Below are 26,687 nucleotides of genomic sequence, written 5' to 3' on the forward strand. Positions count from 1 at the left end.
TGAAGTACTCCGCTGTCCGTAGTCCATAATGGGTATAAACCGCTCTCAATGTTCCCATTGTCATTTCGAACGTCACAGTGAAGCCTGATCTTGTTTGGAATCTTTCGAGAAAAGGCCGCCAACTCCGACTTGCGCCCATTCCGAGGTCGATGAACGATGAATATAGCGCAAAGAAATATCGGTCTGGAAAGTCTTGTCCCAATCGAGATCAGGGATGCGGATACTTTTCTTGCAGCTGCGGATGAAGCTCAGGTCAAGGCCTGGCTCTACTATTTCCCTTTACTCTACTTCTACGGCCAGTTCCGCGCACACACGTTGCGTTGGGAGCGTCATGCCGGATCCATGCTCATCTATCAGATCCGTCGCAAGGAGGGCCAGTCGCGGATGGATCTTTATCTTCCTCCATTTCCCTTCAACGTCTCTGCGTTGCGTTATGCCCAGCAGAGAATGGAGGAGTTCAATGGCAATCGTTCAGGTCGGATCATCTGGGTGCAGGAAAGCGATGCCCTTCCAGTTGCGCGCGCAGGTTATGAAGTCTTCTTCAGGGAAGAAGAATTCATCTTCGATCGTGCCGCCGTCATGGGATTGGAAGGGTCAGGCTTCAAAAAATTGCGGAACAAGATATCGGGATCTCTTCGCCAAGGGCATGTCGATACGAGGCCCTACACAGCTGCAGATTGGGCTGCCTGTACGAGCGTTCTGGAGAACTGGCGGGAACGGCTGATCGCCAATGGTATTGCGCCTAATGGTTATCGCTACACGCGTGCCTGTTTGAAAACGGCCGACCGCTTTCCGCATGAATTGCTCAACGGGCTGGTTGTGGAATGTGATGGGGAAGTGCGGGGCTTTGCCTTCACGGGTCACCTTGCTCATACCTTGGGATGTAACTTCCTCTGTATTACAGACACGAATTACCGGGGGCTCTCCTATCTCCTATGCTACCGCCATATGGTGGAGTTTCCGAAGCTGATCCATTTCAACGACTCATCGGATACCGGACGGCCTGGGCTGCGCGAGTCGAAGCAGTTGTTCAGGCCCATCGAAATGCATGGCCTTTATGGTGCCTACATGAGGCAGTGAGACGATCCTGTGGGTGGCTCCCTCAAATGCCTTTCAAGCTCCAGCGCCATCACCCGCTTATGTCGAAACGATATGTGAGGCTGCGGATGATAATTACTGTGAGGTAATTATAACGGGTCTGCAAATGCTGCGCTCTGTATGCTGATTGAGTTTGGGGCTTTTCTTGGGAGCTGCATGTATCTCAAAAGGCATAGATCGGAATAGGTATATCCAAACAAGGCATCTTTCTTAAAATGGTTGGATGGAAGCCAACTTTGCGCTTCGAGAAAGGATGTAGAGCGAGCCCTTTCGTAAAAGCTACGTTGCGAGACCACGATTCAACGATTCCTGATCAGGTGCGACTAAGGACGTGCACGGGATAGAGCTAATCGCAGGTCGATTAAAATGGGATGGAGCTCGTGGAAGCCAATGAATGAGGCCACGTAGCAGCGCCCGTCACTCCTGTTGATTTAGGAATCCTATGGCGAGGTCGAAAAACAGAGGGACGAAAGGCAGAAACCAGGTCATCCGTGTCGCTTGGCGAGCCTCTCGTCCCGGTCTCATAGCGGTCGGGATCTTCAGCGCGTTCATCAACGTGCTCAAATTCTCCGTTCCCCTCTATATGCTTCACGCTTTTGATCGCGTTCCTGCCAGCCGGAGCATCGAAACACTCGTGATGCTCACGCTGATCGTCATCGTCGCCCTCATCGCCGGACTGGCGCTGGAGGTTGTACGGCGGCGGATGCTTTCTCGTTGGGGTATTTGGATTGAGCAGCAATTCGGCGTGAGGTTGCTGCATGCCAGTCTGGCCAACAGATCCATCAGCGATACGCCCACGGCGCCGGAGGCGCTCGGGGAACTCTCTACTCTGCGCTCGTTCGTTACACGCTCAGCGGCATCGTGGCTCGATGTCGTATGGGCGCCGTTGTTCTTCTTTGGCATTTATCTCATTCATCCCCTGCTCGGAGCGCTCGGGGTCGGCACGATAGTTGTTCTGCTTCTACTGGGGCCTCTCCAGGACCTGATTACGCGCGGGACGCGGCGTGCATCACGCCAGGCCGAGAGCGCGGCCGACAGAATTGTTGCAGGAGCTGAAAGGAACATCGAAACAGTCGGCGCTCTCACCATGTCGACGAGTCTGACCGAGCGGTGGAGGCGCAGTAACATTGCTCATCTTGAGGAGCGCGATCGGTCCGAAGCGAACATCGCGCTCTTCCGAACCATGATGCGAGGACTGGGCCAGTGTTTCAGAATTGCCATGATTGGTGTCGGCATCTGGCTGTTTCTGCAAAATGAAGCCACTCTTGGTGGCATTTTCGCCGCGAGGATGATGGGTGGATTCGGATATGCATTGGCGGAGCGGGCGGTTAGAGAATGGCGGTCGTTGAAAGAGGCCGGCGCTTCCTATCAACGTGTCAAGCAAATGCTTTCGGAAGAAGGCGAGAGGGAAGCTTCCGTCGCCGATACCACCAGCGAAGCCGAGCTGATCGTCGACAGCGTCAGCTTCCGATACTATGGCCGTCGTGACTACGTGGTAAGGCGGTTGAGCGTCGAAGTCGGTCGCGGAGAGTTGCTTCTCATCATCGGTGACGCTGCGACGGGAAAGACAACGCTCTCCCGTTTGTTGATTGGTCTGCTGCAACCCCAGTATGGACAAATCCGTCTGGGCGATGTCGAGATCTGGCGGCTTCCACCTGAGATGAGAACTCAGCTGATAGGGTACTTGCCTCAACACACCGAGCTGTTTCATGGAACGGTGCGCGAGAATATCGCTCGCATGGGAGAAGGTAATTTCTCTGAGGTTCTAGCTGCCGCGAAACTGGCGAATATCCACGATACTGTCGTGCGCCTTCCTCAGGGATACGATACCGAAATTAGCGAAGATACGACGGGATTGTCGGGAAGTGAGCGCAAGCGAATTGCCTTGGCGCGGGCTATCTATGGGGCACCTAGATTACTCGTTCTCGATGAGCCGGCGGCCAATCTGGATCGTCCTTCACGTAGGGCGATGGAGGCTGCAATCGTTGAGCTGAAGCGGGCGGGCACTTCGATCATCATGACACAGACGGCGCCATCCGTTCGCTCGAGCAGGATAGCAGACAAATTCCTGACCCTTGGCGGGAGTGAGCCGGAAATATCGGTTGCCGCAGGCGCCAACGATGTGCCTGGAAGACCTGGAACTGCCGACTTGAGGGCTGTCAAATGAGCAGGCTCGATGCCGTCCCAGCGCCGCCGGATCCGCTTGCTCCATTAAGTGACCGTTTCTCATCACGCTCGCCGTTCGGAGCGGGTTTGATCTTCGCAGGCTCCAGTATCATCGTCGGCTTGATCGGGATGCTGTCGCTCTGGCTCTATCTTGCTCCTATCGAAAGTGCCGTGATTGCGACAGGCGTCGTCGCGGTCGATACGAATACGAAGACCGTGCAGCATCTCGAGGGCGGGATTGTTGAGAATATCTTTGTGCGTGAAGGTCAGCATGTTCAAGCCGGAGACATTCTGATCAAGCTGCAGAGCACGCTGCCATCATCGACCTTGAATGAGGTCAGGGCCCAGTATTACGGGGCACGGGCGGCTCAGGCCCGCTTGACGTCAGAGCGTGACGGCCTTCAAGAGATCGCTCTCCCTGACGATCTCAATTCAAGAATGACGGATCCTACAGTTCGCGATGCCATTCTTGGACAGAAAAGCATTTTCGAGAATCGTCGAACGCTCATTCAGCAGCGTCTTTCCATTTTTGAGCGCACGGTTTCTGGCTTGGTAATCGAGATCTCGGGTCTGGAGGGGCAAATCACGTCATCGAAGACAAAGCTTTCATTGATCGACGAGGAGTTGGTCGCTGCTCAAAGTCTCCTTGAGAAGGGCCTCACGAACAAGCCGCGGGTTCTCGCCTTGCAGCGTGAGAAAGCGGAGATCGAAGGAGCGATTGGAAGCTACAAGGCATCAATTGGCGTTTCACGGCAGCGCATCGAGGAGGTGCTGCTGCGAAGCGCGGAATTGAAAGCAGCCTCAGCGACTGAAATTGTTAAAGGTCTCGAAGAGACGACGTCGACAGCCTATGAGATGTCGCAAAAGCTGGCGGCCGCGGAGGATATTCTTCGACGGACGGAAATCCGCTCACCGATTGATGGGACTGTCGTCGGGATCAAGATTCACACCCTTGGCGGCGTCGTAACGGCTGGGCAACCACTCCTTGATGTCGTGCCGACCAATGAAAAGCTCGTCATTCAGGCGTCGATAGACGCCTTGGACATCGATCAGGTCCGCCCCGGTCTTCCAGCTAATATCGGCCTTTGGGCGATCAATCGGCGCAGCCGCACCGCTATCGAAGGGTATCTTCAGACAGTCTCAGCGGATCGCTTTGTCGATCCTAAAACAGGCTTCTCATACTATCAGGCCCGCGTCGAGCTGAGCTCGGACTCGCCTGGCCTCAAGACGGTGACATTGCAGCCTGGAATGAGCGCCGATGTAGCCATCCGCACAGGCTCGCGCACCCCTTGGGAGTATTTTCTAGCACCCATCTCCCGCTCTCTGAGCAGAGTTTTGGTGCAAGAGTAACTGCACCCTGGATGTTTCGGTCACACGAGAGGCCGTTTGTTTTCTGCTATTGCTTCCACGAGATGTAAATAGCGCCAGCTCCCGCTAACGCGATCCGCTTTCACGGATTCTAGGAAGCCAGTTAATATATAGGATCATAGTCTTTATAAATTGAAGATATGCAAAGTAATCTTCTCTAAATTCTTATTGCAGAAAAATAACTGAATCTTCCGAGGTATATCAAAATTCCCGTCGTCACTATTTCGCCTTATTCAGAGGTAAAAAGCAATTCGAGTGGCTGAGCGTTTAGCTTCAGCGGCTGAATAGTGCAAGGCGGTTCCACACGCCGTTGTGGGTTTAATCGAGCATTTTCGCGTAAGCTAAATCATACTGACCAAGTTAAACTTATTTATTTTCAAGCATCGCTCGAAAAACCTCGATTAAGAGGCTGAGCGTTATTTGGGGCAAAAAATCATGGCACTGAATGTAACTGCTGCTCCCGTGGGCAAGCAGACCCAAACTGTTAAATTCGGCGGCACCTCGCTGGATGTTTTCACTTATCGGCCCGCCGGTGAAATTAAAGGCGTCATGCTCAACTTTCATGGCAGCAGCCGTGGGGCCAGCAGCGCACGCGATGCAGCCATCAAGATCGCGGAAGAGAAGGGCTACTATGTCGTCGCCCCTCTGTTCGATACGTCTCGCTTCGATAGCGATGCCTATCAGCGCGGCGGCATTCTCGACAGCGGCAAGTTCGTCTCCAATCGCGATGATTGGACCGTTTCAATCGTCAACGACATTGCTGACTGGGCGAATGCCAAAGTCGGCACCGATAACAGCGACGACATGGTCTTGTTCGGCCATTCGGCTGGCGGCCAGTTCCTCAGCCGCATCGCGGCCTATGGTGACGACGCCACCTTCGACAAGATGATCATTGCCAATCCCTCGACCTATGTTTGGCCGAGCCTGACTGAAAAGGCTACTTACGGTTTCGGCGGTGGATACTTCTCGGCACAGGAATCCGAGGCGCTGCTGAAGGATTATCTGGCCGATCCGATCACGATCTATCTGGGTGCGGAAGACGACAATACGGACGATGCCGATCTTGCGACCGGCGCTGCCGCCATGCGTCAGGGTTCGAACCGTCTCGATCGTGGCTTGAACGCCTACGAGACTGCCAAGAAGCTGGCCGAATCCAAAGGCTGGGAGTTCAACTGGGAGCTCGTGAAGGCTGCTGGCGTCGGGCATACGGCCAGCGGCATGCTCCAATCTACAGCCTTGCGTGATGCCATCAAGATTACGGCGCAAGCACCTGGATCGGACCCGATGCCTGCTCCGAAGCCCACGCCGATTCCAGTCCCCACGGGCAAGACCTATGACTTCAACACCGTGTCGGAGGCCAACAAGGCCAAGACCATCACGGATTACGTGAAGGGCGACAAGTTCGATTTCTCGACGATCGACGCCGATACCATCAAGAGCGGGAACCAGACTTTCAAGTTCCTCGGTGAAGCGTCGTCGACGGCTTTCACCACGGCTGGCGCCGAGATCCGTATCCGTAAGGATGCTGCGCTCAATGAAACGCACATCTACGGCAATACGGATCACGATAAGGGCTACGAGTTCCGTCTTGAGATCAAAGGCCTTCACAACTTCACCTCCGCCGATTTTATTCTCTAAGCGGAGAGGGCGGGCTTAGCGGCGACCGTGTTCCTATTGGCCGAAAATCGTTAAGCCTATGCACTGCTAACTACAAGTGGCTCCGGTGTCGACTGGAGCCACTTTCATTTTACATGCGCGGAAAGCTGAATTGCCCGATCAAGTCACGGCTTCAACGCTGTCGGCAACCTGTTGCTCGTGCTTCTGCATTTTTACTCTGGATTGCTTTTTGAAAGATGTAGCGCGCTTGCCGAGATCAACAGGAGTGAGGTGAACGATCTCGATCCCGGACACATCCGCATTGCGCGGACCGTCCGCCGCAGCCAGTATCGTGAATTCAAGCGGGCGCAGGGGGCCAGTAAGGGTGATCTCTACATCCCCATTTGCGCGGTTCTTCGCTTGCCCGTACAGCCCCTTTTCTTCAGCAAGGCTTTCGACCCATTTTCTATAGCCGACGCCTTGGACCTTGCCTTTGACCCGAAAGACAACGGTGACGAGGTTGTCCCGTTTGACATTTGACAGATTAGTCGGGAAACCTGTTCCGGAAAGTTTGCAGTCGCGCAGGAAAAGCGCCCAAAGGCGTTCTTTGACTCCCGGATCCACCAAGGAATGCAATGCCGCTCCCCAGCGCAGATTGCCTTCCATGATGCATGGCCCGGCGTCGGTCATCGCCACATCCCAGCCGATTGTCATAGGCCCGCCCAGGGCCTGATGCGCCAATTTGCAGACCTCAAAAATATCGTTGAGGCGATTTAACCGATGGCCGGGCAGGGTCACATCGCTGACAGGATGCTTTTCGAAAATCTGGACTGCAAAGCCGTCATCATCATCCGTGAGACCGGGGCCGAGGAGGCGATGGGTTTTTAGATCAACTCCGCAGTAAATTCCATCATTGTCGACAACTGAACGGCCATTACCCATCCGTAGGCTCACAGCCGCTACCTCAGGCTCTCGGGATTGCCCAAGAAAGGTGAGGCAGCGCACTGTGTTGAGCGATGATGGCGAGAAGACAGCATACTCGTCGGATTGAACGACAATCTCCTGTATGAGGAAGCCCCTATCATCTTTAAGGTAGTGCACAAGACTGGCCTCGCTCATCGCTTCGACTGAGCCATCCGCTTTGGTGATGGTGCCATGGTTGAGCATGAGTGCGCCGCGGCCTCCGCTCCCCGATCGACGTTTGACGAACCAGGAGCCGTTGCTCAGTAAGGGAATCAGCGCGCTTGTAGGAATCCGCTGCCCTGAAGAGTTGAAGGCAATGTCGTTGGCGACGATCCAACTCGAAACAGGGGTCCTGATTCCGATGCCAGTCAGGAATGCCGAGAAGAGCAGCTTGTCATCGAAGATCCGTCGAGTGGCATTGGGCCCGATGTTGTAAAATTTGTTGTAGTCACGAAAAAAGTTGACCAGCTTGCTGGACGTCATGTGCCGGCCGACTTGCCGATACGATGGAAACCATACATCCATAAGGCGTAAGGCTTGTGCCTCTAAGCTTCGGGGATCAGAGACCTGCTCCATATGAAAACCTGTCTGCACGGTTAAGCCAAAGAGAAATCATACATCCTCGATAACGACGCTCGCTAGAGGATACGGAAACTATTTTGAGACGAGGTCCGCGCGTCGTTATCAAGCGCGGGTTATCGGCGTCTTGGAGAGCAGAGTTACCCATAGGATATGTGAGTTTAGGTGCTCGCATCGTCTGTATTGAGGCCCTGCATCGCATATGTTGGAAGTTTCAGGCATTGGCAGAGGCGTATTCTACGCTGCGCTTTCTCAAGTGCTTCTGGAGGGAATCGCCCAGCTCCCGCATCTCCGTGCCTCGGTGAGAACCTTTCAGGAAAATCAATGTCTGGTCTGTAATGTTTCGTCTAATGAGTTTCAGTGCTTCTTTCGCGTCTGTCGCCCTCAATACGTTCATGTTCAAGGATTTCAATTCATGCTCAAGCGGATCTAAGCCATCTGCGAAGAGGATGACGGTTTTCGGGTTGCACCGCTTCAGATCATGAGAGAGCGTCTCATAAACATGCTTCTCCCAGCCCTCTATGTGAACGATCTTGCCAATGACGAAAATCTGATTTCTGAAGCCTCGGGAAAGTCTGTCCAAATAGTTCAGCGCACTCGAGAATGACACAAGGGTTGCGTTGTGGCAGTCATTCAAGAGGTGAACGCTCTTGTCGCTTAACGTATAATTCTTGACCTCCATCTTGCGCTTTTGCAGCGTGATCTCTGAAACCTTTTCTACCAGCTTCCTTGGGTCCGCGCCGAGATCGGCTGCGCATTGCAACGCAAGGGCGAGATTGCTCAGCTGACCAGAGCCGATGATGTTGGTCGATACATCGGCAGTGTAATCCAGGAATGAAATACGAAGATGCGTCTTTCCGAGCTCTTCACCTACAATCTCGACGGAGATGCTGCTTTCGCCGGGTCTTCCAACAATGCGCCGTTTATGGCTCCCGGCCGACGCAATCAATGTCTCGATTTCCTGTACTGCGGAACTGAAGTACGCGCAGCCGTCGTCCGGAAGGGCTGAAAAGAGCATCGACTTGATTTCGGCCACGTACTTGGCCGTCGGGGTCTTCGATGTGAGGTTTACTCCAATGGACGTGATGATAGCATCGTGGTGGCGGACCAGTTCCAATGAGTTGCGCCTGCGCAAACCGTCAATTGCTCCCGCGCTGATTTCAATGACGGCCAGTTCGCCCTTCGGCGGAAGATTGGCAAGTGAAAGAGCGTTTCCTTCGATGGCATTCCAGTTTCCGAATGACGCAAAGGTTGGGACTTTTATGTCGAGGAGGGCAGCGAGGAAGTCACGCGTCGAGCTCTTGCCGGCTGTTCCTGTGATACCGATTATACGCCCCTCATAACGGGAACGCTGATATACCGCTAAAGCGAATAGGGCATCGTATGTCGAACGAACCAGGAGGACGGGAGTGCCGGTGGGCATCGTCGGCCTTTGGGACGTGATGACCATCGTGTTCGAATAGTTCTGAATGCGGCGTATCAGATCGTCGGAGGTCATACCCCTTTGATGGGAGCCATCGATGCACTTATCAGGCCATCCGGGCCCATGCACATGAATAACGACACAATCGGAATCGAGATACTTGGTCGGAAAAGTACATCTCCGATATTTCCTGCCCTGAGGATTAAGCTCAAGCCAAGTACCGCCGGTGACACGTTGAACTTCTTCCGCAGTCCAGAGAATAGGCTCGCTCATGCTTAGGCTCTTGCGCTCGATAATCTGGTTCACAGAATAAAGATTGCCACTCGAACCGTCTCTAAGCCAGAGCCGTAAGCCCGCGCGACAGGACTATTTGGTGTAATAGCCGTCAGCCAACCATGCTTTTGGTATCGCTGATGGACAGACGGAGGCAGTAATCGTGCCGTTCGACCTCGCATTCAAGACCAGGTGACATGGAAAGGAGGCGGTCTATCGTAGCTGTTCCAGACTCGCCGCCGATGACTTTCGGCTGATAGTTGAGCCTGGGATCTCTGTTCTGAACATAAACAGGGAATATATCCATTTCGATACTGCTTTGCTGGAAGCGTATGCTGGGCAGGATCGACTCCGCCTTACTGTTTCCAGAGCCGAATGCAAAGTTGCCGACGCTGTACAGGATCGGCCGGCCCTTATAGATTTCCAACGGCTGCAGAATATGCGGGTGATGTCCGACGACGACGTCGGCGCCAAGGTCTATGAAACGGCGTGCTTTCGCGCGGTCGTCCTCCAAGGGTGAGCGTTCATAGGGAATCCCCCAATGGACCATTACGACGATGCGATCGACCAAGGGGCGCAACAACGCCATGTCGCGCTGGACGAGATGCGATAGATCGCGTGCGGAGCCAGGAAGATCGCCGCGCGCAGCGGTTCTTCCGTTCCAGTAATAGCCGAGCAGGCCGATACGGTTTCTCGTTCCATCCCAAATCGCTGGTCTATGCGCCGTTCTTTCGTTTCGGCCCCCGCCATAGGTCTGGATATGATACTTATCCAACGCGTCGATCGTCTCAACGACGCCGCCGCGGCCGCAATCCTGAATGTGATTGTTGGCGATTGTCATAGCGTTAAAGCCGCCATGGTCCAGGACGGAAACAAGCTTCGGGTTGACTTGATACGAGAAGTTTCTGGTTGTCTCCAGCTTCTCTGATTTCTTGGAGAACGGCCCTTCGAGATTTCCTGTGACCACCGAAGAACTGTCGAGGATCGGTTTCACCCACGCAAAGGGATAACCCTCGCCGAATTTCCGAATGCGGTGCCGCATCCGCATCCCAGGCATCACGTCGCCAACAGCCGAGAGATCGTAAGGTGCATTCGACCCCGAGATATGACGCGCTAGTTTGTCGGGACCTAAGAAATCACCATCATCGGGGATGATGGCATCTTCGAATTGTGTCCTGATTCTGGTGATGTGGAACTCGACTTCCTCCGATGCGGATGAGAGAACATCATCTCCCGGAACCGAAGGTGCCGTTAGTTTCCGAAGAATTAAGGGCTCGAATTTCAAGCCCCTGTTCGATAGAACATCAAGCACGATCCGTTCACAGTGCGGGCCGAACGTTTCACGGGCAGCATGAACCATGCAGGAAGCAAAATTCTCTGCCGATGATCGTATGCGAAAGGTCTGCGAAACATCCGGATCGAAAGGATTGTCCGTCAAGCGGCCGAGTTCGTAAAGTGCTGCGATAACCAGCTTCAGGCAATCGATCCCGTCAGCGGATAGCTTCTTATGAAGATCCCATAAACAACCAGACAGAACCCGCGTCGCGAAGGCGTCTGAGCGCGTCATGAACGCACCGACGTCATTCATATGAAGATTATGAGAAAGGCTCTCAGCATCGGAATATTCAGGGCCGTAATGCCTATGCCAGCACCAGATATGGGGAGTGGATAGCATCGATGCTGACAGGTAAGAGGTCAGAGCAGCTTCTAGAGCGCTGGCTCGACTCGGTTGCGCTCGTGGCGCAGAAAGCCCGTCGGCCTGAATGTCCGCGACATGCCGTACAACATGGCGTCCGTAGCCCTGATATATGAAACCGGCGATATGGGCAGGATTGCACAAATATGTTCCGCCCGAAATGCGTGAGAGCCAGCCTTTGTCTGTCCAAGTGGAGCCTGGTCCGAACTCAAGCTGTCCATATCGGGGAATCGACATCTCGGTAGGATCATCGATGCTTTTAACCGGATAGCGGTAAGCAACACCTGAAACAGGCTTTGGGGATATTCGGTTTGGTTGAGCGTGGCGATTTTCCTTTGCCCCTCCCTGTCCAGTCTCGTGCGCGTTGACGAGAGCCTGGATTTTCGGAAGAGCCTTTTTACGAAGCTGAGTCAGGACATTATCTATGCGCTCGGCCATGAGGGTGATGTGGTAATAGGCGTTCACCTCTGCGAAACGGGACGCCGATAAGCGCTCCTCTACACCTCCAACCAGCCCGCCAGAGCATGGTTCGAACATGTAATCAATGAACTCACCTGGCTCCGCCTGTTCGGATTTTGAAGATCCTGCGGCGCCCGCTTCTGTTGACCTGCTGACATCGTTGAAATTGAAAACATCGACGTAGCGGCCCCGTAACCCTGTCTGCTTCTTTGTCGCAGGGCGCAAATGAGTTAACTCGATAGTTCCTGTTCTCAGCTTGCCGCCAGTGAATTCAGTGCCAGAAGCTTCCCAGATGTAAACGAGTCCCGTCGTCATGGTGCGTACATGCTTTCATTGTATTCGCTGCATGAATTGCCCTACTGTAGATCCCGCTCAAGCTCTGCAAGTCCTAGAGAGGCGTTCTGAAAGATAACCATAGGAAGTTCGCAAAATCTCGGACTAAATCGGGGTAAGCGTTTGCATTGTAACGACGATGAGCGCGCCTCGAAAAAGTGAATTGCAAGATATGTCAGGCGCTGCGCCTGAGTCTTCATGAGTGAGTATGAGCGATCACTCTGCAGGGATATCCTTCTTCCTATCGGAAGCGGGTCAAGGGTAGGGTCCTAGCACCTGTGCCCGTAACCTCTTTATTTGCGCTTATCCTGCGGCTACTGCGCTACCTCCGGCTCCTTGAGGTCGAAAACCTCCATGAGATTGTCGCTCCCAAGCATGCCGCGGGCGGTATGTCCGACGCCTGGAGCGGTCACTAATCGCCAACGAAAATCCCAACCTTTCGCTTTCGCAAGCGACCTCGCCGAATCGAAGGTCAGCTCACCGCGTTCCAACCGGTTCTCGCCCTGGCGCATCGCCGTGGAGGTCTGGGCGAGATCTTCGTCGCCGGTATCGTCCTCTCCCAAGTAGATGGTGAGTGGGAGTTCGAGATAGGCTTTCAGCCGCCTCTCCCCTTCGACCGGATCATACATCCCCCCCAGCCCGTAAGGTACGGGCTCTTTTGTCGAGGGAAGGACATAGGTTGAAGGGTTGGCAATCACAATTCGTGATGCATCAGGCAGAGGTTGAAAGGCTGCAACACGTGATAGAAATTGGGCGCCGGCCGAATGGCCGAACAGGTAGTATGGCGCATTGGGCATGTTTTCCGTTTGCCGCGCCCATGCGATGAGATCGACAACAAGAGACGTCGTCCACTGTTCCCGAGGGAGCAACTTTTGGTCATAGACGATTCCACCTCTCTGATATCGCCAACTCGGAAAGCGCTCCTTGTCGAAAAGCGGGGCGAAGACGACCATGCATTCCTTGTCCGCCAGTTTACGGGCGGAATTTCGGTAGGATGAGGCGTTTCGGCCAAGGCCGTGGAAGACGAAGAGCAATGCTGGGTCGGAGCACCCTGTTGGGTGGTAGGTATAGACAGTGATCGGGTATCCGCGAAGGTTGGCAACAACCTTGTCGGTATCTCGATCACGTGCGTATCCAACCGCTGCGCTCAAGCCGATAGCAAGCGCGACCAGCAGTGCGATGTAGGCGAGAACGACGGGGCCTCGGATGAACTTGATCACGTTCACGATCCTGCTTCGTGTCAGCACTGGCTCATCCTCTCGATGCCGCAAGCTGTACAGGGTACGCCTGTACAGCTTCGGATTTTCACTTGTATCTAAGGCCTTGCTTCCCTAGCCCACGCCTGAGGTGCCGCGGGCCCGTCCGATTGGCAAGGTCTCGACCCGGACGAACGGATCCATTTCGTCGTGATCGTCGCCGTAGCCTGGGATCAAGCCGTATTCTTCCTTAATGGAGCGTCTGTTGGAGATCGCCCGCAAGCCGGCCAAGAGGGGAGAATTGCCTCGAAGTGACTGCAGGCCGATCTGCTGGGCTTTTTGCTTCACCTCTATGCTCAGATTAGAAATTGTTTGCGAGGGTATCTGAGGCATTCCGAGACGCTCGAGCAACCGCTCCAGATCGAGTGGTGTCGCATCCCACTCGGCAGCCTGAGAGACGAGCTGCATCATTTCTTCGGCCGATACGCCATTGCTGCGCAGGAAGATGGGGTGATATCCACCTTTTCGCACTCTCGGTACATTGATCTCGATCCGGCCGACACCCGTTTCCCAGTGCTGCCGCCGGTATCCGTTCCGGCGATTGACCCGGCTGGGTCCACGCTCCCTCACTCCTGCTCCGCACAGCGTCGAAATTTCGATCGTCATGAACTTCTCGGCGAGAGTTTTCAGCAGTTCGCGTGCGCTGGTTTCACCATTGGTTTTGACCATAGCCGAAGTATCGCCATTGACATGAACTTTAACCTTGGCCGGGCCATTGAGCATAAGGTCATTGCCGCGCAGGATCTCGATGTGGTGATGATCGAATTCGGCCTTCGGAGAAATCCCGGCTGGGTTCATCACCATCGATGTGAGTGCGCCGTCTTGGATTTCCCATGGTGTAAAGACGGGAAGACCGGTGGAGCGTTGGGTTTCCCGCATCATCAAGGGCGATTGCGTCAGGCGGCCACTTATAGCCAGAACATTGTGGCCGGCAGCCTTCAGCATGTCGACACCGCATTTTGCGCCCATTGAGTCGTATGCGGCGAATATGACACCAACACAATCGGTCCAAAGGCCATCCGCTTGGATGACATCTGCGGTCTCGAGATGCTGCAATCCGTCGGCAACTTCGACCACAGCGACTTCGCAGCCTTGCTGGGCTGCGCTATAGATCAAACGCCGCGTCGATGCGACGATATCCTCCAGTGGGATCAGATATGTACTCGCCAACCCGCCATCAGTGAAATCGAGAACGACATCGGCTCCCGCATCGCGAACAATCCAAAGATCGTTTCCCGCTCCGGTGCCGGTGGCTTTGATGGCCGCGACCCGATAGCCAGCCCCTTTGAAGCCTCTCACCATCGATGTCGAGGTGAACGTCTTGCCAGCGTTCATCGATGTGCCGAGGGAAAGGATGACCTTGATCGGATTCGCCGGAGCCGGCGCGTTGACCGCGAAATTCTTAAGGTTGAGTCGATTGCCTTCGGCATCTGTGATAAGGCCGATCGGAGAAATCCGCGTTGATGGAATCATCTTCTCATTTCGTGTGACTTCGCATGATGCGATGCCACCCGCAGCGACAAGGTCACAACTGCTCAGGTCTTCTCCGATCAACCCTTCGAACTGATCAGGTGCATATCTGTTGCCAAAGCAAACGACGATTTCGTCACCTGGAAACAGATGCGCACGTCGTCCATCGGTCAACTCGATGCGTCGTTGTTTGCCCAATTCATCGACGCGTGCCAAAACCAAGTCGCCGGATGCTGGAACCGTCGCTGGATCGGTTATTAGATTTGACATCGCTTGGAGGGGAACACGGCGGGTAGTGTACGCGCGTTTCGCACAAGCGATCCGCCTAGAGTCCAGTCTTTCTAGGGCCATTACTAGCCTCCAAAGATGCTTTCCGCCCTGTTTTGTTTCGACACTTTCCGTGCCTCTTGTTCTGTATTCAACCTGAATATTGGGTATGTGTCTGTCAACGTAGAAACCTGCTCGCTAAAGTAGTAGCTACGAATATTCGGGTAATGGCCTACCCACTCGGTAGCAACTATATCGGCGCATGACCGATATCCCTAAATGGATTGGTTCAATGAAGGGGAGGAGCCTTGTGCCGGCCAATATGCGTGTAGCGAGTATAGGTTAAGCCGTGTTCGCGTTTGGGTGAGACACGTCGCTGTCCCTAAAAGTATTAATTCCAGAGAGCGATTTTTTGCGAGGTTATGCGTGCAATTGAGGAGCGAGATGAAAGTGGGCCTGCTTAGTCTCGATGAGCATGAGCGGGTATTTTTTGCGTCGTATTACGTTGGTTCGTCCGACACCAGCTTGATATGCCAGGAGGTTCAAGACGACAGGTTTCAGCCAAGCGTCAGGCATCGATGCATCCGCTGTAATATTAGAACACTAAATGTCGCAGGTCGGCGGCCTGATGAAATATTGTTCAGGCAGGCCAGCTCCCTCATGCTGATAAGGTCAGACGGATCAAGTCAATCATAACCGGTCTGAAGAGGGGCTCTGTGATGGACAATCAGATCAGTGTGCTTGGTCTCTTGCGAAAAGCACGGGATCTCGTCGAGGCCGGGCGGCATGCGTGTGTCATCGAGGCGATCGGTGCCTTTAAAGCCGAAGCCGCAGGGCAGAAACGCGACATGGCCTATTACGCTGTTTTGGAAACAGCCAATAATGCTAGGAGTGAAAGCGGAATGACCGTGTTGGCAGAAGCCAGCCGAGACATGACCGCCGCCTTGCTCAATGCAACGAGCGAGCGGATCACATCGAAGATGCATTGAGTACAGGGGCTCAGAGTTACCTGAGCCCCATGTGATGAATCTGGCTTCATACCAAGGCGGAGCGTAGATCCTGGATCAGATCGTCGGCATCTTCGATTCCGACGGAGAGGCGCACCAAGCCGTCATCGATGCCTAGTTCTGCGCGCACCTGGGGCGGCACCGAGGCATGAGTCATGATCGCGGGATGTTCGATCAAGCTTTCGACGCCGCCCAGGCTTTCCGCCAGGGTGAACAATTGGCAACGCTCCAGGAAACGCGTGGCGCCTTCGAGGCCACCTTTGATGCGAACCGTAATGATGCCGCCGAAGCCGCGCATTTGGCGCTTCGCCAATTCATGTTGAGGATGAGAGGCCAAGCCAGGATAAATGACGCCATCCACCTGCGGATGAGCTTCGAGAAACTCAGCGATCTTTAGTGCGGATGTGCAGTGGCGCTCCATGCGCAACGAAAGAGTTTTCAAGCCGCGTAGAGCCAGGAAGCTGTCGAAGGGGCCGGAGATCGAGCCGACGGCATTCTGAAGGAACGCGATCTTCTCGCGGACCTCTTGGTTTTGTCCTACGATGACGACACCACCGACCATGTCCGAATGGCCGTTCAGATATTTCGTCGTAGAATGCACGACGATGTCGAAGCCGAATTCGAGCGGTCGTTGCACCCAGGGGCTGGCAAAGGTGTTGTCGGCAACCAGCAAAGTTCCATGACCGCGCGTCGCCTGCGCAATCGCTTCCAGATCGGCAAGCTTCAGAAGGGGATTGGTCGGAGTTTCCACCCAGACCAATCGCGTATTCGGCCGTAGGGCGGCTTTGACCGCGTCTGCATCGCCAAGATCGACATACGTGATCTCAAGTCCTGCGGATTGCTTGCGGACTCGTTCGAAGAGGCGGCGCGTACCACCATAGAGATCGTCGGAGGCGACGATATGCGACCCGTGATCTAGCATGTCCAGGACGGTTGCACTGGCAGCGAGGCCTGACGAGAACGCGAAGGCCGCTGTGCCTCCTTCAAGATCCGCGATGCAGCGCTCGAAAGCCATGCGGGTTGGATTTTGCGAGCGGGCATATTCGAAGCCCTTATGCACGCCGGGACTTTCCTGAGCGAAAGTCGACGTTGCGTAGATCGGCATCATCACCGCGCCTGTGGTCGGATCAGGGGCTTGGCCAGCATGAATGCAGCGGGTTGAGAAGGCAAGTTGGTTGCGGGCGTTCATTGGGCCTGAATCCGGAAGAAATTGATGAGATCGATACGGGTAGCGAGGCCGACAAAGGTGTCGCCATCCATGATCACCGGCACGAGGCCGGCTGCGAAGAGAGGGAGAAGATCTGTGACGGGCGCATCGGCAGAGATCGTTTGCAGCCGTGTCACCATCACCTCACGGACCGCCTTGTTGAAGACCGATTGCGGCTCGTGCTCATTCGCGACCAAAGCGTTGAGAATGTCGCTCTCATCCACCAATCCAACGACACGGCCATTCTCGATGACCGGCAATTGGGAGATGTCGGACGAGCGCATCCTCGCGAAAGCGGATTTCAGCGTCTCGTTAGGCGAGACGAAGATCGTGGCGCCCTCGCCGAAGGGGTTGATCACGACATCGCGCGCGCGGCCAGTGGGCTTGCGGTCTAGCCAGCCTTCCTGGGCGATGAATGCATCGTTGAAGACCTTCGACAGATACTTGGCGCCCGTGTCGCAAACGAGGGTGACAACGCGCTTTGGCTCCGTCTGCTCCCGGCAATAGCGCAGGGCCGCAACCAGCAATGTGCCGGAGGAAGAGCCCGCAAGGATGCCTTCCTTGCGCAGCAGCTCGCGGGCAGTCTCGAAGCTTTCCTTGTCGCTGATGGAATAGGCCTTCTTCACGAGCGAGAGATCGCAATTCGGCGGCACGAAATCCTCACCGATGCCTTCGACGGCCCAGGAGCCTGCCTCGGTCATCTGCCCTGTCTCAACAAGCGGTGCGAGTATTGAGCCCGACGGATCGGCAAGGATCATCTCGGTTTTGGGAGACGCCTTCTTGAGGTAGCGTCCAATCCCGCTGAGAGTGCCGCCGGAGCCGACGCCGACAACGACGGCATCGACGTCGCCATCCATCTGATCAAGGATTTCCGGTCCCGTGCTCGCCTCATGGGCCGCCGGATTGGCCGGGTTCTCGAATTGGTTGACGTAGACTGCTCCGGGCGTCTTGCGCGTGATCTCCAATGCGAGATCCTGATAATAATCGGGATGCCCCTTGCCGACGTCGGATCGGGTGATCACGACTTCTGCGCCCAAGGCCTTTGCATGAAGGACTTTTTCCCGAGACATCTTGTCTGGAACCACGAGGAGGGTGCGATATCCCTTGCTGGCGCCGACGAGCGCGAGGCCGACGCCCGTATTCCCGGCAGTTGCCTCTACGATGGTCCCGCCGGGCTTCAGGCTGCCGTCTGCCTCGGCCGCTTCGATCATGGCCCGGGCAGGGCGGTCCTTGATGGAGCCGCTTGGATTGGCGCTTTCCAGCTTCAGGAAAAGGCGGCACGGACCGACATCCAGACTTGTCACCTCCACAAGAGGTGTCTTGCCGATCAAATCCAATGCTCCGCGAGCAGTCATTTCACGGTTCCTTGTGTGAAATTATTCTATTGCTGCTATATATATGTGAAAATTACTTCTGCCTATACAGGCCCTGGAAGAATCTTCATGCACATTGCTGGCCGCTACGGGTCAATGCCGGAAATGTGCATTCGATCCCCTGCCTCGCCTATCGAGGGTGTGCCTGGCGGCTTGCGACTTCCTTACGAACGACAGGCGCGACCTCCGTGCCGAACAACTCGATGCTACGCATGATCTGTGCGTGCGGCATGGTACCGACGCTGAACTGGGCGAGATATCGGTCGTGGTTGAAGATCTCATGTTGGAAAAGGATCTTGTCGATCACTTCCTGGGGGCTGCCCACCGCCAGAGCGCCACGGGGGGAACGGAGTGCATCGAAATGCTCGCGGGTCGTCGGCCCCCAGCCCCGCTCGCGACCGATCTTCGACATGACATGGGCATAAGGCGGAAAGAACTCATCCGCTGCCTGCTGTGAGTCAGGGGCCACATAAGCATGTGTGTTGATACCGACCTTGAGGCGGGAAGGGGCGTGCCCCGCACGCCGGCCTGCCTCATGATAAAGAGCCACGAGTGGAGCGAAGCGCTCGGGTTCGCCGCCGATGATTGCGAGGGCGAGAGGAAGACCGAGGGTCCCCGCTCTCACGACGGATTGAGGCGTACCGCCCACCGCAATCCACACCGGTAGCGGGTTCTGTACCGGCCGAGGATAGACGGCCTGGTTGTGAAGAGCGGGTCTAAGTCTGCCCGACCACGTGACATTCTCCTCATCCCTGATCTTCAGGAGCAGATCGAGTTTCTCGGCGAATAAGGTGTCGTAGTCATTGAGGTCGTATCCGAAGAGCGGAAAGGATTCGATGAACGATCCGCGCCCCGCCATGATTTCCGCGCGCCCGTTGGACAGGAGGTCAACCGTCGCGAAGTTTTGAAAGACGCGGATCGGGTCGTCTGAACTGAGGACGGTGACAGCGCTCGTCAGCCGGATGGTCTTGGTACGCTCGGCCGCGGCGGCAAGAACGATCGCAGGCGCGGAAACCACATAATCCTGGCGATGGTGCTCACCGAGGCCGAAGACATCGAGACCGACTTGTTCCGCAAGCTCGATCTCCTCCATCAAGTCTCGCAGGCGTTGCGCAGGGCTGACCAGATGACCAGTTGCCGGATCGGGTGTTCTCTCGGCGAAAGTGTAGATCCCAAGCTCCATGACGACCTCTCAATTCAGCCTTCTATCGGCGCAGGATGGATTGGCTCTACAGAAACTATCATGAACCTATCCGGCATTCAGTTCTCCCGTCTTTACGAAGAATGAGGGTGAAGCCAAGAACTCGAAGTGGAGAGCTCATGGATTTCTCCACTCCATACATTACTCCATCAGGTTGATAATCCGATTGAGTCAAATAAGACTTCACACTTAAGGAGTGAGGTTCATGCTCGATCGCATCACCAGCATGCAGGTCTTCGTTCGCGTTGCCGCTCTCGGCAGCCTGTCTGCCGCAGCCCGGGCCTTGGGCATGTCGCAGACCATGGCCACCAAGCATGTAGGCGCCATAGAGGAGCGTCTCGGGGTCAAGCTGCTGCACCGTACCACGAGACGCCTGACCCTGACCGAGGCCGGAAGGCGCTATCTCGAAAGCGCCGAGCGCATCCTGGCGGAGGTCGAGGAGGCAGAAGCCGCAACCTCGGCAGATCGAATGGAGGTGAGAGGGGTCTTGCGGATCAATGCTCCCGTTTCGTTCGGCTTCCGGGAGGTTGCGCCGCTTCTCGCCGAGTTCACCCAGCTGCATCGATCCATCACCGTCGATCTCGGTTTGAACGACCGCTTCGTCGATCTCATCGAGGAAGGTTGGGACGTGGCGGTCCGGATCGGGCGACTGCGCGATTCGACGATGATCGCACGCAGGCTCGCTCCATGCCGCCTCGCCGTGTGCGGATCTCCGGGCTACTTTGCCGAGCGCGGCATGCCGAAAACGGTTGCCGAACTCGCCTCGCATAATTGCCTGGGTTATACGCTCTCGAAAGCCTTGGGACCGGACGAATGGTCTTTCGAGGCTGATGGCCGTGTGAAGGTGCCGATCCAGGGTAACTTGAGGGTGAATAACGGCGATGCATTGGTAGCTGCGGCCGTTGGCGGGCAGGGGCTTATTTATGAGCCGACTTTTGTCGTCGGCGATGAACTCCGGGCGGGTCGTCTCATCGCGCTTGCCCTCGATCATCCGCCCCTGGAACTTCCCGGTGTCTTTGCTGTCTATCCTGCAAACAGGCATCCTCCGGCGAAAGTGCGGGCCTTCGTCGATTTCCTTGCGCAAAGGTTCGGGGCGAGTCCGCCTTGGGATCGAGACCTTCGGTTCACCCCCTGAAATAGAGCTGAACAAATCTTATATCAATTTGTTACAACGTTAGATTTGGAGATTTTAGGCTAACTCCCCCTTGGAACTTTCAAACCCAGCCTACGTTATGGATGGTCGGTATCCGTCTAGAGGTGGCTGAAACGCCCAGCGGATGCCCGTGCATGAAGGGGTGCCGGGTTGTTGCCCGGACGTGTAACGGGGGGCTACATGCCGCAAGTCGAAACCGCTGCTATGCAGCTTGATCCCAAGCTGCTTCTCAAAGTTCTGCGTGCTTTCCGCAAAGGCGATTTCTCCGCTCGTCTGCCATCCGACATGATCGGGATTGATGGAGAAATCGCGCAGGCCTTCAACGATATTGCCGATTTGAACCAGGGACTCGCCAGTGAGCTTGAGCGCGTGGCGAAAGTCGTGGGCAAGGAAGGCAGAATCGGCGAGCGTGGACGACTTGCCGGGGCAACCGGATGCTGGAGCGAATGCATCGACTCGGTCAATTCCATGATCGGCGATATCGTGCAGCCTACGATCGAAGTCGCCCGCGTGATCGGGGCCGTTGCAAAAGGTGATCTCAGCCAGACCATAGAGCTTGAAACCGAAGGACGCCCCTTGCGTGGCGAATTCCTGCGGATCGGCAAGATCGTGAACACGATGGTTGGCCAGCTCGGGAGCTTCGCGTCGGAAGTGACCCGTGTGGCGCGCGAGGTGGGCTCCGAAGGAAAGCTCGGTGGTCAGGCCAAGGTGAAGGGTGTTGCCGGCACCTGGAAGGACCTCACCGATAACGTGAATCTCATGGCGGCTAATCTGACGGGTCAGGTCCGTAATATCGCTGAGGTGACAACGGCAGTCGCCATGGGCGATCTTTCCAAAAAGATCACCGTCGAGGTCCGCGGCGAAATTCTCGAACTCAAAGACACCATCAATACCATGGTGGATCAGCTGAATTCCTTCGCGGGCGAGGTCACCCGCGTGGCCCGTGAAGTGGGCACCGAGGGCAAGCTCGGTGGGCAGGCCCAGGTGCGTGGCGTCGGCGGGGTCTGGAAGGACCTGACGGAAAACGTGAATATGATGGCCGCCAATCTGACCGGCCAAGTGCGTAACATTGCCGAGGTCACGACAGCCGTTGCGCGAGGCGATCTCTCCAAGAAGATCACAGTCGATGTGCGTGGCGAAATTCTAGAGCTCAAGTCGACCATCAACACGATGGTGGATCAGCTCAACTCCTTCGCGTCGGAAGTGACCCGCGTGGCGCGCGAGGTGGGCTCCGAAGGTAAGCTTGGTGGACAGGCGCGTGTGGAAGGCGTGGCCGGCACCTGGAAGGATCTCACTGATAACGTGAATCTCATGGCGGCGAACTTGACCGGCCAAGTGCGTAACATCGCGGAAGTCACGACCGCTGTGGCCAATGGCGACCTCTCGAAGAAGATCACCGTCGATGTGCGTGGCGAAATTCTAGAGCTCAAGTCGACCATCAACACGATGGTGGATCAGCTCAACTCCTTCGCGTCGGAAGTCACCCGCGTGGCGCGCGAGGTGGGCTCCGAAGGTAAGCTTGGTGGACAGGCGCGTGTGGAAGGGGTGGCCGGCACTTGGAAGGATCTCACCGATAACGTAAATCTCATGGCGGCAAACCTCACCGGCCAAGTGCGCAACATTGCAGAAGTCACGACAGCCGTCGCCATGGGTGATCTTTCGAAAAAGATCACGGTCGATGTAAAGGGCGAAATTCTTGAGCTGAAGAACACCATCAACACCATGGTGGACCAGTTGAACTCCTTCGCGGGTGAAGTGACCCGCGTGGCAAAGGAAGTGGGTTCGGAAGGTAAGCTCGGTGGTCAGGCCCAGGTGCGTGGCGTGGCCGGTACCTGGAAGGACCTCACCGACAACGTCAACATGATGGCCGCCAATCTGACGGGGCAAGTGCGCAACATCGCCGAAGTCACGACGGCAGTCGCCATGGGCGATCTCTCCAAGAAGATCACAGTGGCGGTCGAAGGCGAAATTCTCGAGTTGAAAAACACGATCAATACGATGGTGGATCAACTGAACTCCTTTGCCGGTGAGGTGACGCGTGTGGCCCGTGAAGTGGGCACCGAGGGCAAGCTCGGTGGACAGGCCGAGGTACGTGGCGTCGGCGGGGTCTGGAAAGATCTGACCGAGAATGTGAACATGATGGCTGAGAACTTGACCGGCCAAGTGCGTAATATCGCGGAAGTCACGACCGCTGTGGCCAATGGCGATCTCTCGAAGAAGATCACCGTCGATGTGCGTGGCGAAATTCTAGAACTCAAGTCGACCATCAACACGATGGTGGATCAGCTGAACTCCTTCGCGTCGGAAGTCACCCGCGTGGCGCGCGAGGTGGGCATCGAGGGCAAGCTCGGTGGACAGGCTCAGGTGCGCGGCGTGGCTGGCACCTGGAAGGACCTCACCGACAACGTCAATATGATGGCGAACAACCTCACCGGCCAGGTGCGAGGCATCGCCAGCGTCGTGACGGCGGTCGCTTTAGGCGATCTGAAGCGTAAGCTGACTGTGGATGCCAAGGGCGAAATTGCCGCCTTGGCTGAAACGATCAATGAGATGATCGATACCCTGGCGACCTTCGCCGACCAGGTGACGAACGTCGCCCGCGAGGTGGGTGTCGAAGGAAAGCTCGGCGGACAGGCGAGGGTGCCGGGCGCTGCCGGCTTGTGGCGAGATCTGACCGACAACGTGAACCAGCTGGCAGCGAACCTGACGACGCAGGTTCGCGCCATCGCCGATGTGGCCACAGCCGTGACGAAGGGAGACCTGACGCGGTCCATTTCGGTTGAGGCATCCGGCGAGCTGGCTTCCTTGAAGGACAACGTCAATGAGATGATCCGCAACTTGCGCGACACAACGCTCAAGAATGCGGAGCAGGATTGGCTCAAAACTAATCTCGCTAAATTCACCCGCATGCTGCAGGGAGAAAGGGATCTGACGACCGTCTCCAACATGATCCTGTCGGAGATTGCGCCGCTGGTGAATGCCCAGCATGGCGTTTTTTACACGGTTGATGCCGATGAGGAGGAGCCGGCTCTCGACATGGTGGCTTCTTACGCTTTCACGGAACGGAAGCGGCTTGCCAATCGCTTCCGTATGAAGGAAGGCTTGGTCGGTCAAGTTGCGCATGAGAAGAAGCGCATTCTCCTGACGGGCGCTCCAGGCGACTATATCAAGATCAGCTCGGGTCTGGGTGAGGCTCCACCCCTGAACATTATCGTTCTACCGGTTCTCTTCGAGCAGGAGGTGAAGGCGGTCATCGAGCTTGCTTCTTTCAGCCGGTTCTCCGAAGCACATCAATCGTTTCTTGACCAGCTGACCGAGTCCATCGGTATCGTTCTGAATACGATCGCTGCAAATATGCGCACCGAAGGCCTGCTCAAGCAGTCGCAGCTGCTGACGACAGAGCTGCAAAGCCAACAGGAAGAGCTGAAAAATACGAACGACCGATTGGAGCAGCAAGCCGCGACCCTGCGCCAGTCGGAAGAACTTCTGCGCCAGCAACAGGAGGCCTTGCAGAAGACCAACGAGGAGCTCGAGGACAAGGCCCAGCTTCTCGCGTTGCAGAAGCAGGAGGTCGAAGACAAAAATCGCGAGGTCTCCGTTGCCAAGACGGCTCTGGAGGAAAAGGCGGAGCAGCTCTCGCTGACGTCACGCTATAAGTCGCAGTTCCTAGCCAATATGAGCCACGAGCTGCGCACGCCGCTCAACTCCCTTTTAATTCTCTCGAAATTGCTCACGGAGAACCCGGACGGTAATCTCACCGATAAGCAGAAAGAATTTGCCAAGACGATCCACGCGGCAGGATCCGATCTGCTCTCTCTGATCAACGATATTCTCGATCTGTCGAAGATCGAATCCGGAACTGTTAGTCTCGAAGTCACCAATGTCGGCTTCGGCGATCTGGTCAATCATGTGGAGCGCACATTCCGGCAGATCGCCGAGGATCGCAAACTCGACTTCCATATCGATGTCGAGGCAAAGCTTCCGCCGGCGATACGGACGGACTCGAAGCGCCTACAACAGGTCCTTCGCAACCTTCTCTCGAATGCCTTCAAGTTCACGGAAAAAGGTGGCGTCAGCCTTCAGATCGGCTCCGCGGAAGGCTCGCCTCTGCGTGCCGGCAGCCAGTGGATCTCCATTTCCGTCACCGATACCGGTATAGGCATCCCTGAAGACAAGCTGCGCATCATTTTCGAGGCGTTCCAGCAGGCCGACGGAACGACGAGTCGGAAATATGGCGGTACCGGCCTCGGCCTCTCCATCAGCCGTGAGATCGCCCGGCTTCTCGGCGGCGAGATCGTCGTATCGAGCACGCCGGGGCAAGGATCGACCTTCACATTGTTCCTTCCCATTGAGCCACCGGCGGGTCACGCAATGCAATCGCCTACGTTCGGCACCCGCGGCAATGGCAACGGCAACGCCTATCCTTCCGGAGCGGATGATACGCCCACTTCCATCATTCGCCAGCCACCTGCCGCGATGGCGCTTTCAGCATCCCTCGACGACAGGCATGCCATCGTAACTGGGGACAAGGTCGTTCTCCTCGTCGAGGACGATGCGATGTTCGCGTCGGTTCTTCTCGAGCTTGCCCGGGAGCAGGGCTTCAAAGGCTTGATCGCGATGGACGGGGCAGCTGCGCTGGCACTCGCTCACCGCTACAAGCCGCATGCGATCACACTCGATATCGGCCTGCCTGACATGGACGGATGGGCGTTGCTCGACCTGCTGAAGCATGATCCGCGAACCCGGCACGTGCCGATCCACGTCATTTCCGTCGACGACCAGAAGAAGCGCGGTCTCAAGGCCGGTGCCTTCGGCTTCCTCGAAAAGCCAGTTGACCGGGATGCCTTGATGACCGCTCTCAACCGGACGAAGGACTTCATCGATCGTCCGGTCAAGACGCTCATTCTCGTCGAGGATGACGACAATCAGCGCATGAGCATCTCGGAGCTCATGAAGGGCGAGAAGGTGGATGTGACGGCTGTTGGGACAGCTGAGGGAGCGCTTGAGACGCTTCAAGCGCGACAATTCGATTGTGCCGTCGTCGATCTCGGCCTGCCGGATTTGCCGGGCGCCGAACTCATCGAGCGTATCCGCAAAACTAAGGGCGGGGAGGATCTGCCGATCATCATCTACACGGGGCAAGATCTCAGCAGGTCCGAAGAGCGCAAGCTCGAGCAGATTGCGGCTACGGTGATCGTTAAAGGAGAGGGCTCATCGGAGCGGCTCCTCAACGATACGGCCCTGTTCCTTCATCGGTCGATCAGTGCGATTTCCGCCGATCACCAAATCATCGTTGAATCGAGGTCGGACATTCCCCTTGAAGGGAAGAAAGTACTGATCATCGATGATGACATGCGCAACATCTTTTCGCTGACGAGCGCTCTCGAGCAATATGGACTGACGGTGATCTTCGCAGAGAACGGTTTGGAAGGCATCGATCGTCTGAAGGAAACGCCGGATGTCGATATAGCCCTGGTCGATATCATGATGCCGGAGATGGACGGGTATGAGACGATGCGGGAGATCAGAAGCGACCCCCGCTATCAAGACATTCCGCTTGTTGCCGTCACCGCGAAAGCCATGAAGGGAGATCGGGAGAAGTGTCTTGAGGCAGGCGCCACGGATTATGTCTCGAAGCCTGTAGACATTGATCAACTTCTCGCCGTCTTGCGCGTTCAATTGAGTCGAAGCACTTATGTCCCCGATGGGAAAAAGGTTCCAAACGGCGCAGCGGAGGCCACATTAGGATCATGACGGAACGTATCGGAATGCCGCAGCCTATATCCGACTTGGAAAGTC

15 protein-coding genes are annotated in these 26,687 nt (G+C 55.8%); 7 read left to right on the forward strand and 8 right to left on the reverse strand.

The genetic code is table 11. The features are described from left to right. Positions 1 to 156 precede the first annotated feature (156 nt). The 4 genes from AB4Y85_RS05310 to AB4Y85_RS05325 all read left to right on the forward strand — a co-directional run bounded on the left by AB4Y85_RS05310 (position 157) and on the right by AB4Y85_RS05325 (position 6,270). Positions 157 to 1,080 carry a phosphatidylglycerol lysyltransferase domain-containing protein gene (locus AB4Y85_RS05310; RefSeq protein ID WP_441983822.1) on the forward strand — a complete coding sequence of 308 codons (924 nt, stop codon included), beginning with the start codon at positions 157 to 159 and terminating at the stop codon, positions 1,078 to 1,080. Between the two features lie 460 nt (positions 1,081 to 1,540). Beyond that, positions 1,541 to 3,265: a type I secretion system permease/ATPase gene (locus AB4Y85_RS05315; RefSeq protein WP_441983823.1), complete on the forward strand. Its 1,725-nt coding sequence runs from the start codon at positions 1,541 to 1,543 to the stop codon at positions 3,263 to 3,265. Continuing rightward, a complete protein-coding gene (locus AB4Y85_RS05320; protein WP_441983824.1) occupies positions 3,262 to 4,614 on the forward strand; it encodes an HlyD family type I secretion periplasmic adaptor subunit in 1,353 nt (450 codons plus the stop codon). Before AB4Y85_RS05315 ends, AB4Y85_RS05320 begins: the two co-directional genes overlap by 4 nt. Positions 4,615 to 5,067: 453 nt before the next feature. Further along, positions 5,068 to 6,270, forward strand: a complete 1,203-nt coding sequence (locus tag AB4Y85_RS05325) for a M10 family metallopeptidase C-terminal domain-containing protein (RefSeq protein WP_441983825.1) — start codon at positions 5,068 to 5,070, stop codon at positions 6,268 to 6,270. Between the two features lie 138 nt (positions 6,271 to 6,408). Here AB4Y85_RS05325 and AB4Y85_RS05330 read toward each other — a convergent pair whose 3' ends face one another. The 5 genes from AB4Y85_RS05330 to AB4Y85_RS05350 form a co-directional block, all read right to left on the reverse strand. Then, positions 6,409 to 7,674, reverse strand: coding sequence for a sugar-transfer associated ATP-grasp domain-containing protein (locus tag AB4Y85_RS05330; protein ID WP_441983826.1), 1,266 nt, complete (start codon positions 7,672 to 7,674; stop codon positions 6,409 to 6,411). A 310-nt stretch (positions 7,675 to 7,984) separates the two neighbouring features. Then, positions 7,985 to 9,466, reverse strand: coding sequence for a Mur ligase family protein (locus AB4Y85_RS05335; RefSeq protein WP_441983827.1), 1,482 nt, complete (start codon positions 9,464 to 9,466; stop codon positions 7,985 to 7,987). 112 nt (positions 9,467 to 9,578) lie between these two features. Further along, positions 9,579 to 11,936: a CapA family protein gene (locus tag AB4Y85_RS05340; protein ID WP_441983828.1), complete on the reverse strand. Its 2,358-nt coding sequence runs from the start codon at positions 11,934 to 11,936 to the stop codon at positions 9,579 to 9,581. 332 nt (positions 11,937 to 12,268) lie between these two features. Continuing rightward, on the reverse strand, positions 12,269 to 13,174 hold the full coding sequence (locus tag AB4Y85_RS05345) for an alpha/beta hydrolase (RefSeq protein WP_441983829.1): 906 nt from the start codon (positions 13,172 to 13,174) through the stop codon (positions 12,269 to 12,271). Positions 13,175 to 13,285: 111 nt separating this feature from the next. Next, on the reverse strand, positions 13,286 to 14,896 hold the full coding sequence (locus AB4Y85_RS05350; protein WP_441983830.1) for a transposase: 1,611 nt from the start codon (positions 14,894 to 14,896) through the stop codon (positions 13,286 to 13,288). A 770-nt stretch (positions 14,897 to 15,666) separates the two neighbouring features. Between AB4Y85_RS05350 and AB4Y85_RS05355 the strand changes: the two genes are divergently transcribed. Further along, entirely contained in the window at positions 15,667 to 15,936 is a 270-nt protein-coding gene (locus AB4Y85_RS05355; RefSeq protein ID WP_441983831.1) for a hypothetical protein, read from the forward strand. 46 nt (positions 15,937 to 15,982) lie between these two features. On the opposite strand, the gene AB4Y85_RS05360 is transcribed toward AB4Y85_RS05355, so the two are convergent. The 3 genes from AB4Y85_RS05360 to AB4Y85_RS05370 all read right to left on the reverse strand — a co-directional run bounded on the left by AB4Y85_RS05360 (position 15,983) and on the right by AB4Y85_RS05370 (position 19,717). Further along, the gene (locus tag AB4Y85_RS05360; RefSeq protein WP_441983832.1) at positions 15,983 to 17,143 is read right to left on the reverse strand and encodes a cystathionine gamma-synthase; all 1,161 of its coding nucleotides are present in this window, start codon (positions 17,141 to 17,143) and stop codon (positions 15,983 to 15,985) included. Then, positions 17,140 to 18,516, reverse strand: a complete 1,377-nt coding sequence (locus AB4Y85_RS05365; protein WP_441983833.1) for a pyridoxal-phosphate dependent enzyme — start codon at positions 18,514 to 18,516, stop codon at positions 17,140 to 17,142. Before AB4Y85_RS05365 ends, AB4Y85_RS05360 begins: the two co-directional genes overlap by 4 nt. 148 nt (positions 18,517 to 18,664) lie before the next feature. Then, positions 18,665 to 19,717, reverse strand: coding sequence for an LLM class flavin-dependent oxidoreductase (locus AB4Y85_RS05370; RefSeq protein WP_441983834.1), 1,053 nt, complete (start codon positions 19,715 to 19,717; stop codon positions 18,665 to 18,667). A 223-nt stretch (positions 19,718 to 19,940) separates the two neighbouring features. On the opposite strand from AB4Y85_RS05370, the gene AB4Y85_RS05375 reads away from it, so the two are divergent. Together AB4Y85_RS05375 and AB4Y85_RS05380 are read left to right on the forward strand one after the other, a co-directional pair. Next, the gene (locus tag AB4Y85_RS05375; protein WP_441983835.1) at positions 19,941 to 20,870 is read left to right on the forward strand and encodes a LysR family transcriptional regulator; all 930 of its coding nucleotides are present in this window, start codon (positions 19,941 to 19,943) and stop codon (positions 20,868 to 20,870) included. 198 nt (positions 20,871 to 21,068) lie between these two features. Next, entirely contained in the window at positions 21,069 to 26,642 is a 5,574-nt protein-coding gene (locus tag AB4Y85_RS05380) for a HAMP domain-containing protein (RefSeq protein WP_441983836.1), read from the forward strand. Positions 26,643 to 26,687 lie beyond the last annotated feature (45 nt).

The sequence above is a fragment of the Microvirga sp. 2YAF29 genome (assembly GCF_052114605.1).
Classification (GTDB): domain Bacteria; phylum Pseudomonadota; class Alphaproteobacteria; order Rhizobiales; family Beijerinckiaceae; genus Microvirga.

Bases quoted from the DNA above. Each gene is read 5' to 3' on its own strand.
- AB4Y85_RS05370 (WP_441983834.1), bottom strand. From the start codon at position 19,717: ATGGAGCTTGGGATCTACACTTTCGCCGAGAGAACACCCGATCCGGCA.
- AB4Y85_RS05360 (WP_441983832.1), bottom strand. From the start codon at position 17,143: ATGAACGCCCGCAACCAACTTGCCTTCTCAACCCGCTGCATTCATGCT.
- AB4Y85_RS05335 (WP_441983827.1), bottom strand. From the start codon at position 9,466: ATGAGCGAGCCTATTCTCTGGACTGCGGAAGAAGTTCAACGTGTCACC.
- AB4Y85_RS05325 (WP_441983825.1), top strand. From the start codon at position 5,068: ATGGCACTGAATGTAACTGCTGCTCCCGTGGGCAAGCAGACCCAAACT.
- AB4Y85_RS05355 (WP_441983831.1), top strand. From the start codon at position 15,667: ATGGACAATCAGATCAGTGTGCTTGGTCTCTTGCGAAAAGCACGGGAT.
- AB4Y85_RS05320 (WP_441983824.1), top strand. From the start codon at position 3,262: ATGAGCAGGCTCGATGCCGTCCCAGCGCCGCCGGATCCGCTTGCTCCA.
- AB4Y85_RS05380 (WP_441983836.1), top strand. From the start codon at position 21,069: ATGCCGCAAGTCGAAACCGCTGCTATGCAGCTTGATCCCAAGCTGCTT.
- AB4Y85_RS05365 (WP_441983833.1), bottom strand. From the start codon at position 18,516: ATGACTGCTCGCGGAGCATTGGATTTGATCGGCAAGACACCTCTTGTG.
- AB4Y85_RS05340 (WP_441983828.1), bottom strand. From the start codon at position 11,936: ATGACGACGGGACTCGTTTACATCTGGGAAGCTTCTGGCACTGAATTC.
- AB4Y85_RS05310 (WP_441983822.1), top strand. From the start codon at position 157: ATGAATATAGCGCAAAGAAATATCGGTCTGGAAAGTCTTGTCCCAATC.
- AB4Y85_RS05375 (WP_441983835.1), top strand. From the start codon at position 19,941: ATGCTCGATCGCATCACCAGCATGCAGGTCTTCGTTCGCGTTGCCGCT.
- AB4Y85_RS05330 (WP_441983826.1), bottom strand. From the start codon at position 7,674: ATGACGTCCAGCAAGCTGGTCAACTTTTTTCGTGACTACAACAAATTT.
- AB4Y85_RS05315 (WP_441983823.1), top strand. From the start codon at position 1,541: ATGGCGAGGTCGAAAAACAGAGGGACGAAAGGCAGAAACCAGGTCATC.